Raw genomic sequence first — 14,309 nt, 5'->3', positions numbered from 1 at the left:
GAGCGGGTCGTGGATCGGATCGAACGTGAATCGGACGCGAACCGGCAGTTAGTCGGTGGCCAGGGAGTCGGCGCGGTCATCGAGGAGCACGCGACGCAGGACCTTGCCAACGGCGGATTTGGGAATGTCTTCGACGAAGATGTAGCGGCGCGGGCGTTTGAAGCGTGTGAGGCCAGCTTCGTTGCAGTGCTCGCTCAGAGCGTTTTCGTCCACCGCGCCACGCACCTTGACGAACGCCGTGACGATTTGGCCCCACTGCTCGTCGGGCAGCCCGGCGACCACCACTTCCTCGACCTGCGGATGCAGCGAGAGCACGTTCTCGATCTCGGCGGGGCTGACGTTCTCGCCGCCGGTGATGATCAGGTCGTCGACACGGCCGGTGACGAAAAGATCGCCGTCCTCGTCCAGATAGCCCATGTCGCTGGTGAAGTACCATCCATCGCGGAGCGACTTCTGGTCGGCTTCGGGGCGCCGCCAATATCCCGAAAAAGCCTCGTCTCCGGCCAGATCGGCGATGATTTCACCCTCCTGTCCCGCCGGCAGGACTTCGTCGGGGGATGCCGCATCGACCGGCACCACCCGGATGCGTTGATTGAGCGAGGCGCGACCGGAGGAGCCCGGCTTGCGGTTGGCTCGTTGATCGATGGTGAACGTGTATATCTCTGAGCAGCCGTAGTGATTGACGAACAGACTCGGCTCAAAGGCGGCTTCGACGCGGGCCATCAGTCCAGCGCTCATCGCCGCCCCGGCGAAACCGATCTTGTCGACGCTGGCCACACGCTCGGCACGGAAGGTCGGATGCTCGATCAGCATGTGATAGAGCGTGGGAACGAGATAGAGGTTGGTCACCCGATCGCGCTCGATCGCTTCCAATGTGGCTTCCGGGTCGAAGCGCGGCACGCAGACGAAGGCGCCATCGATCAGCGCCATCGACAACAGCGAACGTACCCCCATGGTGTGATAGAGGGGCATGACGCCTAGCGTGCGTTCGTCGTGGCGATAAAGATTCTGGGCCACGTGCGCCATCGCCGCAGCGCGCTCCGCTTGATGCGTTCGCGGTACGCCCTTGGGCCTTCCGCTCGTGCCCGAGGTATAGAGCATCAGCGAGATATCTTCGGGTCGAGCGCGACACAGCGTCTCGCCCTGCCCGCCGAGCAGCGACTCGAATGCCACCGCCGCGTCGTCGCCGCAGCCGCCCACCGCGATACGAGAAATGGCGTAGGCTTCCTCGCAGGCCAGAACTGCCTCGGCGCCTGCGGCATCGAACGCGACGCCACGGGCCTCGGCGTCTTCCAGACAGTAGCGCACGTCCCGGTCCGTCGAGCGCCAGTTGATCGGGGTGACGATAATGCCGGCAAACTGACAGGCCCAATGCAGCGTTGCCATCTGCCAACGGTTTTGCATTACCACGATCAGATGGTCTCCACGGCCCAGCCCCAATGCTTCCAGCCCGCGTGCCACGCTCTGGATATCCTCGAGCCATTCGGCGTAGCTGCGCCGGAACTCACCATCCGTGATCGCTATCGACCGCGGACGTCGTTCTACCGTTGCGAGAAAACTGCGGCCAAGGTCGAACATTAGGGTGCCTCCTGTCGGTTGTTCTGTCTGGCCCGGGCCACTGCCAGCACGGCCTGGACGATGCCGGTGTAACCGGTACAGCGGCAGAGATGACCCGACAGCATGTCGCGCACCTCGGCTTCGCTCGGGTCCGTCACGCGGCCTAGAAATTCGTGGCAGGACATCAGTATCCCCGCCGTGCAGAATCCGCATTGCAGAGCGTGATGTTCCCGAAACGCGTGCTGCAGATCGTTGAGCTCGCCCTCTTTTGCCAACGACTCGATCGTTTCCACACGACGGCCTTCGACTTGTACGGCGAGCATCAGGCACGATCGTGTGGCGCGTCCGTCGACCATCACGGTGCAGGCGCCACATACGCCATGCTCACATCCGACGTGTGTCCCGGTAGCGCCGAGCGAGTGCCGCAGGAAGTCACACAGCTGCGTGCGCGGTTCGGCATAGGCACTGCGCTCGCGACCATTGAGCGTTAGCGTGACGCGATAGCGTTCATCGAGCCGGACGTACATCGGCGGTCTCCTCCTGGACGATCTCTTCGGTCATCAGTCGCCGTCCCATTTCTCGTACCAGGTGACGGCGGTAAGTGGCAGAGGCGTGAATGTCGTCCTGCGCCTCGAGAGACCAGGCCAACGTGTTGAGGGCGTCGTCGAGGTCGATGTCGCGGGGAATGCGTCGCACCACGGGCCGGTCAGCAACGCCGCCCACGCCGAGGCGGTATTCGGTTTCGCCGATGTCGACAGCCAAGGCGACGATGGCGAAATCACCATGGCGCATGGCGACCTCCTGGAAGCGATAGCGGTGCCCTGCCTTGCTGAGCGGAAAGCGCACTTCGGTGATCAATTCTTGGGGACGTCGAGCGGTGGTCAAGACCCCCTGAAAGAAGTCCTCCCCGGTCACGCGACGCGGTTTACCACGCTTCGTCTCCAGCACCACTTCACCGCCCAGCGTGGCGAGGCATAGCGGCAGCTCGGCACTGGGGTCGGCATGCGCGATGGATCCGCAGACGGTGCCGCGATTGCGGGTCTGGAAATGGCCGATCCAGGGCAGCATCTGTGCCAGCAGCGGCACTTCGTCAGCGAGTGCGGCGTACTCCGCCAGTTCGGCCTGGGTGGTGGCAGCACCTACCGCAAGATAACCGTCGCGTCGCTCGATATAACGCAGCTCGTCGACGGCACTGATGTCGATCAGCACCCGGGGCTGACTCAGGCGCATGTTGAGTACGGCCATCAGCGATTGGCCGCCGGCGATGATTCGAGCATCTTCCCCGCGTTCGACCAGTTGCTCGATGGCCTCGCGCCGGGTCGTGGGTCGGTAGTAATCGAAGGCAGCTGGTTTCATTGGTCACCTCCGCGCTTGCCGGTCAGAGCGCGCAATCGTTGCCATAGCGATCCTTTGCTCGTGCTGCCACTCAACCGTTGCGAGAGCCGCGAGAAGATCTGACCGATGAGCATCTTCGAGGCGCTGGAGAGCATGCGTCCGCCCACCGAAGCGATCTTGCCGCCCACCGTCACCTCGTAGTCGTAGTCCAGGCGGGTCTTTCCGCCTTCGATTTCGCTGAATCGAATTTTTGCCGCCCCAGCGGCATCGCCCATCCCGCTCTTGCCAGCACCGGAGAGACGCAGCGAGTGCGGTGGCTCGAGTTCGGTCAATTCGACCCGGGCGTCGAAGCGGGCCCGGATCATGCCGACACCGACGGTGACGTCGGCGCGATAAGTGTTGTCGCCGGTCAGTTCCAGAGAATGGCAGCCTGGAATCATGGCTTTCAGTGTGTCGGGGTCGAGAATGCTGTCGAAAACGTGCTGCGGCGACGCGGGAATTTCGACACTGTCACTGGCGCTCAGCTTGGAACCTCCACCCGTCGACGCCTGCGCGCTCTCTTCAGCCACACCTTCCGGCCTTGGCGGTTCCTCGATCCCCATCAGCATGCGGACTTTCGATGGCGTCAACGGCAGCTCGATGGCCCCCGGTTCGACCGCGTCACCCAGCGCATCTGCTACCGCGTTGGCAATGCACACCGGCGTACTCATGTTGTTGCCTTCACCGACGCCTTTCGCCCCAAGCGGCGTGAATGGGGAGGGCGTTTCCATGTGCAGAATGGTCGGATCCGGCACTTCAACGGTCGTGGGGATCAGGTAATCGGCCAGCGTGCCCGAGGCAAAGCTGCCATCCTCGTTGTAATGGAAGGCTTCGTAGAGCGCGGCACCTACCGCCTGAGCGAAAGCGCCGCGCACCTGCCCGTCCACCAGCTGCGGATTGAGCATGCGTCCGGCGTCATGCAGCGTGACGTAGCGGTCGATTGTCACGCGACCGGTAAGCGAATCGAGCTCCACGCCGCAATAATCGAAAATGAAGCCGTAGCAGAGCGAGCTGTTGATACGCTCGTCGTCATCGGGCGCCGTCAGTTCGGCCGGCGTCCAGAAGGCGGTTTCGCGCAACCCGCCCGTTTCACCTTCAGGCAGCGTTCCCGGCGCCCAGTGAGTCGCGCCGGCGAGACGCTGAAATGACGTGGAGTGGACACCGTCGGCGGTATAGATTCGCCCATAGCCGAAGCGGATGTCCTCGACCGACACCTGCCACTGTTGCGCGGCGATGGCGTCCAGACGCGCACGAATCTTGAGCGCCGCGTTATGGACGGCGCCAGCCACCGCACCGGCAAAACGACTGGAATAGTTGCCCGAGGCGATCGACCAGGCATCCTTGCCGGTATCGAGCTCTACATCGACACGGATGCTTTCGAGGGAAATTCCCAACACGTCGGCGACCACCTGGGCCGCGACGGTTCGATGCCCCTGACCTTGGGGCGTGGAAGAGACGTGGACGCTGACGCTACCCAGCGGGTCGACACTGATGGTGGCGGTACTCACCGCTCCGTTCTTGGGCCCGGCACGACGACGCTCCTCCGGCATCTGCGCCATGGTGATGTAACCCATGTTGGAGATCGACGGCTCCACGGCCACCGTATAGCCGATTCCGTAATGGCGACCTTCGCGACGGGCAGACTCCCGACGCTGGCGCAACTCTTCGAGGCCGCCCTGCTCGACACCAAGTTCGATACCGCGTCGATAATCACCGGAATCCAGTAGCGCCCCGGCGGCGCAGCGATAGGGAAAAGCCTCGGTGGGCACCAAGTTGCGACGAATCACATCGAGCGGGTCAAGATCCAGCGTCACGGCAATACGCTGCATCAGTCGCTCCAGTGCAAAGTAGACCTGAGGCCCGCCGAACCCACGATTGAGGCCGGTCGGCATCTTGTTGGTCATGACGATACGGTTGCGAACCTGAAGGTGATGAATGTCGTAAGCGCCAGTGAGATTGCCGTGCATTCGATAGGTGGTGGCAGGCTCCGGGGCCCGTAGATAGGCACCGCAATCATCGAGCTGATCGAAACGCAAGGCCGAGACACGCCCGTCGCTCGCAAAGGCCGCTTCAATCGTGGTGACTCGGTTGGTGGCCGACGATGCGCCCTGCAAATGCTCGTGCCGATCCTCGACCCACTTTACCGGCGCCCCGACCTTGCGTGCCGCCAGCCCCATCATCACGACATAAGGAAAGACGCCCTGCTTGATCCCGAAGCTGCCGCCGGAATCCGGCGGCGTACGCAGTCGAAGACGATTGGCGGGCACCTGCAGGGCACGCGCCATCACCGAATGAATCGCGTAGGGCCCCTGGAAATTGGCCATGACGTCGTAGCCACCCTCCGCGGGATCGTACTGACCCAGAACGACGTAGCACTCGATCGGCGTGCAGGCACTACGGGGGTAGCGCACCTTGAGGGAAAGTCTGTGCGCTGCCTGCTCGAAAGCGGTATCCGCATCGCCATAATTGAAATAACGATCATTGACGACGTTACTGCCGACGGCCTCGTGCAGTACGCTGGCGTCATCGTTAGTGGCCATTTCGGGATCGATGGAGACGCCAAGAACGTCGTATTCGACCTCGACGGATTCGAGGGCGTCCTCGGCTAGATAACGGTCCTCGGCGATGATCACCGCCACCGGTTCACCGACGTAGCGAACCTTATCGACCGCCAGACACCAGTGCTCCATGGGCTGACGTACCCCCACGGGAAACGGTGCCGCCCAGCGTTTGACGTCCTCGCCAGTCAGCACACCTCGCACGCCCGGTATCTGCAAGGCAGCCTCTATCACGACTCGCTGGATTCTGGCGTGCGCATGGGGCGACCGAACGACCGCCGCATGCAGTGTTCCCGGCGGGACGGCGAGATCGTCAGCGTAGCGCCCCAATCCTCGCAACAACGCCTCGTCCTCGACGCGCGGCTGGCGCTTGCCGACGTAGGAGTGCGGCTGCTGATGATGAAGCAGTGTTGCTGAATTCATCGACGACTCCTCGATGGGCGTGAAGCTGTGCCGAGGAGTCTATGATCGCGGACGATTTCGATGCATTGCCGATCGATACGGAGTTTATCCGCAGAGTCGGATCGTTTGCCGCCGAGTCTGATTTCAAGACTAAAGTCTGACGCTACCGATCATCGGAGATCGACGAGCGACTTCGACTCGGGTACGACGACGAGAACAAAGGACAGCATGGAAAGCGCAAAATAGAAGGCGAGGCGACAAGGAGGCGAAGAAAGACAAGGATGGAAAAACGGGCCAGCCAGTCGAGAGCGGGCCCGAGGGGCTGGAAAATCAGTCACGAAAGTTATCGTATTGAAGCGGAAGGTCCGGGCCGTCCTCTCCCTTGAGCAGCGCGATGGCCTGTTGCAGGTCGTCGCGCTTCTTGCCGCTGACGCGGACCTTGTCACCCTGGATCGCGGGCTGCACCTTGAGTTTCGAATCTTTCAACAGCTTGACGATCGCCTTGGCGTCCGGCTGCTCGAGCCCCTGCTTGAGCTTGACCTGCTGGCGCGCCTTGACGCCGGAAGTCTGGGCATCCTCGATTTCCATGCAGCGCGGATCGATGCCTCGCGCGATCAGCTTGTTGCGCAGCACATCGATCATCTGCTGCAGCTGGAACTCGGCGTCCGCCTCGAGCGAGACGGTCTCGCCTTCCAGCGCAAAGCTGGCATCGACGCCGCGAAAGTCGAAACGGGTCTGAATCTCCCGGTTCGCCTGATCGACGGCATTGGTCGCTTCGTGACGATCGAATTCGGAAACGATGTCGAAAGATGGCATGTCAATCCTCCTTGAAAAAGGGCCTGTGTGCGGCCGAAGTCAGTCTTCAAGCGCCGCAGCCGGTATTTCGGCCGACTCGAGTCGCTTGTCCATCTGCCAGGCGGCGCAGCCGTCGGCATAGTAGTCGTCCAGCCAGCGGCGCGCGTTGAATCCCATCCGCCGGTAGAGCCCCATCGCCACGCGATTGTCGGCACGGACCTCCAGCAAGAGGCGTTGGCTGCCCCGCTCGCGGGCGGCATCTTCGAGCGCCTGGAGTAGCTCCCGGCCGAGCCCGGTACCGCGAGCGACGGGGTCGACGCAGAAAGAGTAAAGTCTGGCCGTCACGCTGTTGCGCCGAAACAGCAGCGTGCCATAGCCAACGACGCGCTGATCGTCGCTGACCGCCAGCAGATTGACGGCGTTGGCACGGGTCAACAGATGCGCGAGTTGGCGGCGGCTAAAACGGTCGTCGTCAAAGCAACGCTCTTCCAATTGATACAGGGCGTCGCAATCGGCGGGCAGGCCGGGACGAAGCGTGCGGCGCAGGCGTGCGCTCTCATCTGGGATTTCGGTGGCGGGCGGCCCTTCGGCGGCATTCATTCGACGAACTCTCTCGACGTGCTTTTTTTGACTTGCGCTTTCGTCATGCCATCCCGGCATGCTGTCTCGACGGCGCTGACCAATCGAGCCGAAATTATTTCATGCCGGCAACGGCTTGTCGTCGACTTCGCATCACTGCAAGCTGTTTTCCCTTGCAGTTCCGGCTGCATTTTCGTATCAACGCCGAATACTCTCGGGCAACGTCGAAAAAGGAGTCACCCATTCATGTCTCGCCTGCGTATCGTCGTTGACCGCATCACCGACTGGCAACCTTATTACCCTTCCGAGGACCTGACCGCCGCCGACGACTTTCTGGCCCTGGCGGGTTCGGCCGCGACCGATGATGCCACTCACGTCATCAATCTGTGCGCCAACCTCGACTATCTGGAAACCGGCTATTACGTCTCGCTGCTGGCGCAGGCCCGCGATCAACGTGTTCTACCCAGCGTCGAAACGCTCAACCAGTTGTCACGCAAGGCGCTGATCGACATGCAACTGGCAGCGATCGACCCGTTGCTGATGGAGCTGGACAAGCGCGGCGTACTCGCGGGAGACACCTTCACGCTGCGCGTCTTCTTCGGCGAATGCCTCGCGCCTGAGCTGCAACGCCTGGCGCGCCGCCTGTTCGAGCGCCTGCCTCATCCACTGCTGGAGGCCCGTTTCGAGAAGCGCCAGAGCGTCTGGCGCCTGACGCGTCTCAAGCCTCTGGCGCTGACGGCGTTGCAGCCCGAGGAGGAAGATCGATTCGCGACGGCGTTGAACCGTCACTCCACCCGGGTCTGGCGAACACCGCGAGCGCGGCGTCGTTATCGCTTCGATCTGGCGATACTGATCGATCCGCAGGAGGCTTTGCCGCCCAGCAACCGAGGCGCGATCAAGCGCTTCATTCGTGCCGGACGACGCCTGGGTATCGATGTCAGCCTGATCACCCACCGCGACGCCGGCCGGCTGGCCGAATTCGATGCCCTGTTCATCCGCGAGACGACCCGGCTAGATCATCACACCTATCGCATGGCCAAGAAGGCCGAACATGAAGGCCTGGTCGTGATCGACGATCCGCAGTCGATCCTGCGCTGCACCAACAAGATTTTCCTCCACGAGCTGCTGGGCACCCACAAGATCCCCGCGCCTCGGGGCCAGCTGCTGTATCGCGGCGACATGAAACGGCTCGACGAAAAACTCGCACACCTGGAGTACCCACTGGTACTGAAAGTGCCGGACGGCGCCTTTTCCAAGGGCGTGGTCAAGATTCGCTCGCGGGAGGAGCTGGTCGCCGAGGCGCCCAAGCTGTTCGAGTCGTCCGCCCTGCTGCTGCTGCAGGAGTGGCTGCCCACCGATTTCGACTGGCGCATCGGGGTGCTGGACGGCCAGATGCTGTTCGCCAGTCGCTATTACATGGCGCGGGGCCACTGGCAGATCTACGACCACTCCAGCGGCAAGACCCGTAGCGGCGGATTCACCACCCACGATCTTTCCGAAGTACCGCCACCGGTGGTCAAGGCGGCGCTGCGGGCGACCAAGCTGATCGGCAACGGCCTTTACGGTGTCGATCTCAAGCAGATCGGCGACCGCGTGGTGGTCATCGAGGTCAACGACAACCCCAACCTGGATGCCGGCGTGGAGGATCTCGTACTGAAGGACGCGCTCTACGAGCAGGTCATGGCGGTATTCCTGAAACGCATGGAGCGTCAGCTCGAGCACAAACCGCGCTGACGGGCCTGCCGGCTCGGGCTAGGCCACTTCGGGCTAGATCACCCGGGGCTAGTTCACCCGGGGCTAGTTCACCCGGGGCTAGTTCACCTCGGACTATGTCAGCCCCGGGGCATTCAGCTCGAAGCGCTCCAGCTCAGGCCGCTTCCGCGCTCGCGGACACCTGATAGCCGGCGAATTTGCGCAGGTTGATGACGCCGGTATCGAGAATCAGGTACTGCCCCTTGAGGCCCAGCAAGGTGCCCTCGATCGACGGTGTCTTGTCGAAATTCAATGACACGATCTTGCGCGGCCATTCGAGAACGGGATAGTCGATCGCCAGCGGCGCGACGTCGTCGACCGTCTGGATCGCCTCTTCACCGAAACGCCGGCGCAAGGCTGCGAGCCCCGGCGCAAGCTCGGTCAGCAGGCGATCGCGCTCGGCCAGCAGATCGAGCGGTTCGACCTCGCCCTTGAGCATCGCTCGCCAGTTGGTGCGATCGGAGACATGCGACTTGAACAGCGTTTCCACCATGCCCGACTGCTGGCGCGTATCGACATCGAGAATCGGCAACGCCTGGATCGCGCCCTGATCCAGCCAGCGCGTCGGCATGTTGGTACCCCGCGTAATGCCGACCTTGAGGCCCGAAGCATTGGCCAGGTAGACGGTGTGGGGGCGGAAACAGTGGCGTTCGCCCCAGGCCGGGTCGCGACAGGTGCCCTGGAAATAGTGACAGGTCTCCGGGCGCATCATGCACAGATCGCAATGCGCCAGCGAGGTAAAACAGGGATAACAATGGCCCTGACCGAAGCTCTTGCGCGTGGCTCGCCCGCACTCGACGCAGTGAATCTGGCCGCTGGAATGCAAGCGAATACGCTGCCCCACCCAGCCGTTGATCGCCACACGCTGTTCGCCGGTGCGCAGATGATAGTCGGCTCGGCCAGTCTCCGTCGGCAGCCGGATATCGAGCTTGCGCAGCTGGCCGCTGGCGGCCTGGCCCTCGTGTCGTGAATCGGGCCGACCCAGAATCAGTTGATCCATTTGACCGCGGCTTCCTCGGCCGACGAATGGCTGCCGGAAGCACACTCGTTGCGCTCCAGGTATCCCACGCGCTGGTCCGCAGGCACGTCATGGATCATTTCATACTTGATCACCGCTTCCAGGCAGAGCTCGGTCTGCTCGGGGCTCAAGCGGCGACCATCGGGCCATTTCCGCAGCTGGATGGCCTGCTTGAAGTTCTCGTACATCTCTACCGTCATCTGCGCGACCATGCGGTCGAAATTCATCTCGCTCACTGATTGTCTCCTGAAGAGCTCTCTCCTGAAACGTCGTGGCCGCCGCCCGACGCGTTGCGGCTGGCGAACCAACCCATCACCAGCCCGACCAGCAATCCGCCCAGATGCGCCTCGTTGGCGACGTTGCCAAAGCCGACCGCATCCCCCAGCCCCGTCATGGTGAAGACCATCCAGCCCAGCATGAAGACCATCAACATCTGCGGCACGAAAAATCCGCTGCCCGGCCGGCGGCGAGATAGCAGCCACACGTAACCCAGCAGCGCATAGTCGACCCCTGACATGCCCCCGAACAGCACGGTGCCGGTGAAATATTGCGCGAGGTTGGAAAACAGTGCCGCGACCAGAACGATAACGCCGAGCCGACGCCAGCCCTGGACCGACTCGACCTGGCGGCCGAAATACCACACCCACAGCATGTTGAAGATCAGATGCATCCAGCCGAAGTGCAAAAGCGCTGGCGTGAACAGCCGCCATATCTGTCCACCGGCCAAGGTATCGGTGACCAGATCGCCCGGCACGATTCGCTGACCCACCACGTCCAGCGGAACGATGACAAGCGCACGGACGATGGCGTCGCCGGCGAATGTCATGGCGAGAAAAATCGCCACGCAGACGGCAATCAGGCCGGCGGCAAACGGCGCCTGGCCGAACGCCTGCCCGGTGACGCTGGGCCGACGCCGAGGCGCGGCACGGGTCGCTGACGCGTCCAGCTCGCCGCGATGCCAGAGTTCGATCAGCCGGGCGGCCTCATCGCGCTGCTCGGGATCGGCCAGCCACAATACCTGCTGATTTTCCTGCTGGGTAAAACGATGCCCGATATGGTGTGCCCATAGCGCCTGCCGCAACGGACGCGTATCCAGGTCACCAGGCAGCTCGAGAAGTTTGTACATGAAAGAGATCCGACTCACTTGCCGAGAGAATAGCGAAACATCGACTCCGGAAACGCTCGTGACGTTTGACCACGAACGCGAGCATCGATGCCGGCAGGCATCCATACCAAAACGAATCCGAGCGGCCATTCTACAGAGCCGACAAAGAAAAATCCGGCGGTAGGCCGCCGGATAAGAGCAAGGGATCATTCAAGGGAACACTGACTTTGAGGACCTCGGGTGGCGGTAGTTCCCGGAAGGCTCGAAAAAATTCCGATTCTTTCTCCCTCTCGATCGAGTTTTTCCCAAAAGTATCTTCGAATCAAAAACCTGCAGCCGTGTAAAAAAATGCAAAACTCAGGATCGCGAAGACGTCAGTCCCGAATGCCCTCCTTCGATACATCGACCCAGACGAAACGATTGGCATCGAGCCGCTGCTCCCCTTCCCAACGGTAAGCCACCAACCGGCCGTGCTTCACCGCGCTGTAATCGAGGCAGGCGATGTTGGCCCGCGGCAGCGCCGGCACGCCCTGGCACCAGTAATGACCGACGAACAGCGGCGGCGCCGATTCCGGATAGAAAGCCAGCCGCTCTCGCTCTGCAGCGCTCAGCGGCCTATCTTCGAGCGCCGGCGGCAGGTTGTCGGGTTGAAATACCACATCGCCATAGGTGTGCGGGTTTCGGCACCAGAAATGCGCTCGAAACGAGCGCCGCGTGAAGCCATCGCGGGACCGAATCTCGACCCCGGGTGGCAGTGGCATCTGCGTGCCGCGGGTCAGCCGATCCATGACCCGATGGGCAAAACTGCCGGGGGACGTCGACTCGGTCAGAAAAGCGCGGTCGATACGGGCGTCGGGGCGGCGTGCGAGAAAAGCGTCGACCAAGGGCTCGTCCCAGCAAGCGTGAACCACCCGCAGCCCTTCCAGGTCGAGACACAGCGGCAGCGTCATGAACCAGGCAAGACAGGTTTCCCACTCCATCGGAAAGGCGTGAAACTGTTCCAGCGTCCGCTCGATGATGCGGTGGTTGCGCGGCGTATGCTCGCGCAGCCAGTCGCGTTCGCTATCGCTGGGTGCCTGGTGGCAGTAGGCCAGGGCGTTGTACTCGTGGTTGCCCATCACGATGTGCGCCTCGCCAGCGTCGACCATCCCCTTGGCGATGGAAACTGCAAGCCGGATGTTGGGGCCACGATCGATCAGATCCCCCAGAAAGATCACCTGGCGGCGGGGATGACGAAATACACCGTCTTCCGCCCGATAGCCGAGCTTCTCGAGCAGCCTGACCAGGCTCCGACCGCAGCCGTGAACATCCCCGATCAGATCATAGCCATCGACCTCGCGTTGCTGGGCCATGTCAGTCTCCCAGCCTGCTGCTCCATCCCAGCTTGGAACGGCAGGCCTCGAAGAAACTGTGTCCGCGCGGATGGATCAGCGTCAGGCGCTCGGCGTGGCGACGAACGTAGAGCACGTCGTCGGGCTTGCAGACGACACGGGTCTGACCGTCGCAGCTGACATGCGGATAGGCCTGATTGATATCGCCGATCTGCACCCGGATCTCGCTGGCCGCATCGATCACGATCGGCCGGCTGGAGAGCGTGTGCGGGAACATCGGCACCAGCGTGATGGCTTCCAGCCCCGGATGCACGATCGGCCCGCCGCCGGATAGCGCATAAGCCGTGGAGCCGGTCGGCGTCGCCATGATCAGGCCGTCGGATCGCTGTGAGTAGACGAAACGATCGTCGACGAACAGTTCGAACTCGATCATCCGTGCGGCCTTGCCGGGATGCACGACGACATCGTTGAGGCTGGTGCCGGAGCCGATCAGTCGTTCGCCGCGATAGAGTTCCGCCTCGAGCAGGAAGCGGCGCTCGGTGTCGTACTGGCCGTCCAGCACCTCGGCCACTTTCTGTTCGACCTCGTCCGGCAGAATGTCGGTCAGAAAGCCCAGCCGTCCACGATTGATGCCGAGCACCGGTACCGCGCTGTGACATAGCGTTCTCGCCGCGCCGAGCAGACTGCCATCGCCCCCCACCACGATCACCAGATCACACAGCGTACCCAGCTCTCGACGCCGGGCTTCACCGTGGCGATGGCCGGGAAGCAGCGCGGCGGTACGATCCTCGATCACAAGATCGAGACCACGACGCTCGAGAAAGATCATCAGACGCTTGAGCGTCTCGACGACCTTGTCGCTGCCCAGGCGGCCAATCAGACCGATGGTGTTGAACGATTCCATACAAGGTGTCTCTCGCGGCGTGACGGCCGGCCATTATGCTGGCTGCTCTCGTCCGCCGGCAAACGAGGCTCGGATGCGGGCAAAAAAAGCAGGATAGTTTCTCTGCTAACTTCTAAAAATCCTTTATACTTTAGCCGGCCTGGCATGTGGAATACGGGCAAGCGTAGCCACACCATCGAGCTGTTTCGTCGATGTTTTTTGGCCTGATGCAATATCAGAGCAACGCAGAAGCAGCCGCCAGGTGCACCAAACCGCTCTCATCAGGAGACAACAACCTCATGTCCCAATCTCGATCATTCAGGGCGGGCATCATCGTGCTGCTGCTGGGCTCGCTCGTCGGGCTCGCCGTGTCACTTTATGCCTATTTCACTCCGCTGACCGGGGTCAACGGCACGCTCGGCGCGCTGGTCGTCATTCTCTCGACGATCGCACTGGTCGTTTTGACGCTGGTGCTGGCACCGCTGTCATGCCGTAGCGGCCGCGTCGCGCTGCGCGTGCTGATCCTGCTGGCGCTCGTCGGCACCGGCTTCGCTGGGCTGCTGCTGCATCAGTGGTGGCTGACGGCCGCCATGGTGGTTGGCCTTATCGGTCTGCTGATGGACATGGCCAGCCCGACCGCCTCCACCAAAACAGTTCATTCATGAGGAGCCGATTCATGCCCATACCCTCGCCGACACTGTCCATACCCACGCTGAAAGCTACGGCACAGCGGCTGGGAATGGCCACGGCACTCGCGCTCTTGATCGCTCCCGCTCCACTGCTGGCGCAAGATCAGCCCACCGAATCCAATCAGTCTTCGGCCAATAGCAGTGCCGATGATTCATCAGCCGGAACTCAGGGCGCCACTCAGTCCGATGCCGCTCAGAGCGAGTCGACTCAAAGCGATTCGACTCAGAGCGATTCGACTCAGAGCGATTCGACTCAGAGCGATTCG

The 14,309-nt window shown here is 62.3% G+C and carries 14 protein-coding genes; 3 read left to right on the top strand and 11 right to left on the bottom strand.

Going from position 1 to position 14,309, the window contains the following annotated elements:
- Positions 1 to 48: 48 nt before the first annotated feature.
- The 6 genes from BTW08_RS06125 to BTW08_RS06100 all read right to left on the bottom strand — a co-directional run bounded on the left by BTW08_RS06125 (position 49) and on the right by BTW08_RS06100 (position 7,286).
- A complete protein-coding gene (locus tag BTW08_RS06125; protein ID WP_075561648.1) occupies positions 49 to 1,578 on the bottom strand; it encodes an AMP-binding protein in 1,530 nt (509 codons plus the stop codon).
- Positions 1,578 to 2,084 carry a (2Fe-2S)-binding protein gene (locus tag BTW08_RS06120; RefSeq protein WP_075561647.1) on the bottom strand — a complete coding sequence of 169 codons (507 nt, stop codon included), beginning with the start codon at positions 2,082 to 2,084 and terminating at the stop codon, positions 1,578 to 1,580. The genes BTW08_RS06125 and BTW08_RS06120 overlap by 1 nt, the downstream gene beginning before the upstream one ends.
- Complete coding sequence (locus BTW08_RS06115) at positions 2,065 to 2,913, bottom strand: FAD binding domain-containing protein (protein ID WP_075561646.1); 849 nt, start codon at positions 2,911 to 2,913, stop codon at positions 2,065 to 2,067. The genes BTW08_RS06120 and BTW08_RS06115 overlap by 20 nt, the downstream gene beginning before the upstream one ends.
- Positions 2,910 to 5,912: a molybdopterin cofactor-binding domain-containing protein gene (locus BTW08_RS06110; protein ID WP_075561645.1), complete on the bottom strand. Its 3,003-nt coding sequence runs from the start codon at positions 5,910 to 5,912 to the stop codon at positions 2,910 to 2,912. Before BTW08_RS06110 ends, BTW08_RS06115 begins: the two co-directional genes overlap by 4 nt.
- 309 nt (positions 5,913 to 6,221) lie before the next feature.
- Positions 6,222 to 6,707 carry a YajQ family cyclic di-GMP-binding protein gene (locus BTW08_RS06105; protein WP_075561644.1) on the bottom strand — a complete coding sequence of 162 codons (486 nt, stop codon included), beginning with the start codon at positions 6,705 to 6,707 and terminating at the stop codon, positions 6,222 to 6,224.
- A gap of 39 nt (positions 6,708 to 6,746) precedes the next feature.
- On the bottom strand, positions 6,747 to 7,286 hold the full coding sequence (locus tag BTW08_RS06100; protein WP_083627714.1) for a GNAT family N-acetyltransferase: 540 nt from the start codon (positions 7,284 to 7,286) through the stop codon (positions 6,747 to 6,749).
- 225 nt (positions 7,287 to 7,511) lie between these two features.
- On the opposite strand from BTW08_RS06100, the gene BTW08_RS06095 reads away from it, so the two are divergent.
- Positions 7,512 to 8,999, top strand: coding sequence for a RimK family protein (locus BTW08_RS06095; RefSeq protein WP_075561643.1), 1,488 nt, complete (start codon positions 7,512 to 7,514; stop codon positions 8,997 to 8,999).
- A 133-nt stretch (positions 9,000 to 9,132) separates the two neighbouring features.
- On the opposite strand, the gene BTW08_RS06090 is transcribed toward BTW08_RS06095, so the two are convergent.
- The 5 genes from BTW08_RS06090 to BTW08_RS06070 form a co-directional block, all read right to left on the bottom strand.
- A complete protein-coding gene (locus tag BTW08_RS06090) occupies positions 9,133 to 10,017 on the bottom strand; it encodes a DUF2797 domain-containing protein (RefSeq protein WP_075561642.1) in 885 nt (294 codons plus the stop codon).
- Positions 10,005 to 10,271 carry a DUF1315 family protein gene (locus tag BTW08_RS06085; RefSeq protein ID WP_075561641.1) on the bottom strand — a complete coding sequence of 89 codons (267 nt, stop codon included), beginning with the start codon at positions 10,269 to 10,271 and terminating at the stop codon, positions 10,005 to 10,007. Before BTW08_RS06085 ends, BTW08_RS06090 begins: the two co-directional genes overlap by 13 nt.
- Positions 10,268 to 11,161, bottom strand: coding sequence for a rhomboid family intramembrane serine protease (locus BTW08_RS06080; RefSeq protein ID WP_075561640.1), 894 nt, complete (start codon positions 11,159 to 11,161; stop codon positions 10,268 to 10,270). The genes BTW08_RS06085 and BTW08_RS06080 overlap by 4 nt, the downstream gene beginning before the upstream one ends.
- 353 nt (positions 11,162 to 11,514) lie before the next feature.
- Positions 11,515 to 12,492, bottom strand: a complete 978-nt coding sequence (locus BTW08_RS06075) for a metallophosphoesterase (protein WP_075561639.1) — start codon at positions 12,490 to 12,492, stop codon at positions 11,515 to 11,517.
- A 1-nt stretch (position 12,493) separates the two neighbouring features.
- The gene (locus BTW08_RS06070; RefSeq protein ID WP_075561638.1) at positions 12,494 to 13,375 is read right to left on the bottom strand and encodes an NAD(+) kinase; all 882 of its coding nucleotides are present in this window, start codon (positions 13,373 to 13,375) and stop codon (positions 12,494 to 12,496) included.
- A gap of 278 nt (positions 13,376 to 13,653) precedes the next feature.
- Here BTW08_RS06070 and BTW08_RS06065 point away from each other — a divergent pair, with 278 nt between their 5' ends.
- A complete protein-coding gene (locus BTW08_RS06065) occupies positions 13,654 to 14,019 on the top strand; it encodes a hypothetical protein (protein WP_075561637.1) in 366 nt (121 codons plus the stop codon).
- 11 nt (positions 14,020 to 14,030) lie between these two features.
- On the top strand, positions 14,031 to 14,309 hold a 279-nt coding region (locus BTW08_RS06060; protein WP_210403204.1), incomplete at its 3' end, for a hypothetical protein.

It is taken from the genome of Salinicola sp. MH3R3-1 (assembly GCF_001937155.1).
Classification (GTDB): domain Bacteria; phylum Pseudomonadota; class Gammaproteobacteria; order Pseudomonadales; family Halomonadaceae; genus Salinicola; species Salinicola halophyticus.
The sequence above is the reverse complement of the archived record's forward strand: the minus strand, read 5'-3'. Positions and strand labels throughout refer to the sequence as shown.

Coding starts and splice junctions, on each gene's coding strand:
- BTW08_RS06065 (WP_075561637.1), top strand. CDS start 13,654: ATGTCCCAATCTCGATCATTCAGGGCGGGCATCATCGTGCTGCTGCTG.
- BTW08_RS06105 (WP_075561644.1), bottom strand. CDS start 6,707: ATGCCATCTTTCGACATCGTTTCCGAATTCGATCGTCACGAAGCGACC.
- BTW08_RS06075 (WP_075561639.1), bottom strand. CDS start 12,492: ATGGCCCAGCAACGCGAGGTCGATGGCTATGATCTGATCGGGGATGTT.
- BTW08_RS06090 (WP_075561642.1), bottom strand. CDS start 10,017: ATGGATCAACTGATTCTGGGTCGGCCCGATTCACGACACGAGGGCCAG.
- BTW08_RS06125 (WP_075561648.1), bottom strand. CDS start 1,578: ATGTTCGACCTTGGCCGCAGTTTTCTCGCAACGGTAGAACGACGTCCG.
- BTW08_RS06120 (WP_075561647.1), bottom strand. CDS start 2,084: ATGTACGTCCGGCTCGATGAACGCTATCGCGTCACGCTAACGCTCAAT.
- BTW08_RS06100 (WP_083627714.1), bottom strand. CDS start 7,286: ATGAATGCCGCCGAAGGGCCGCCCGCCACCGAAATCCCAGATGAGAGC.
- BTW08_RS06095 (WP_075561643.1), top strand. CDS start 7,512: ATGTCTCGCCTGCGTATCGTCGTTGACCGCATCACCGACTGGCAACCT.
- BTW08_RS06110 (WP_075561645.1), bottom strand. CDS start 5,912: ATGAATTCAGCAACACTGCTTCATCATCAGCAGCCGCACTCCTACGTC.
- BTW08_RS06080 (WP_075561640.1), bottom strand. CDS start 11,161: ATGTACAAACTTCTCGAGCTGCCTGGTGACCTGGATACGCGTCCGTTG.
- BTW08_RS06070 (WP_075561638.1), bottom strand. CDS start 13,375: ATGGAATCGTTCAACACCATCGGTCTGATTGGCCGCCTGGGCAGCGAC.
- BTW08_RS06115 (WP_075561646.1), bottom strand. CDS start 2,913: ATGAAACCAGCTGCCTTCGATTACTACCGACCCACGACCCGGCGCGAG.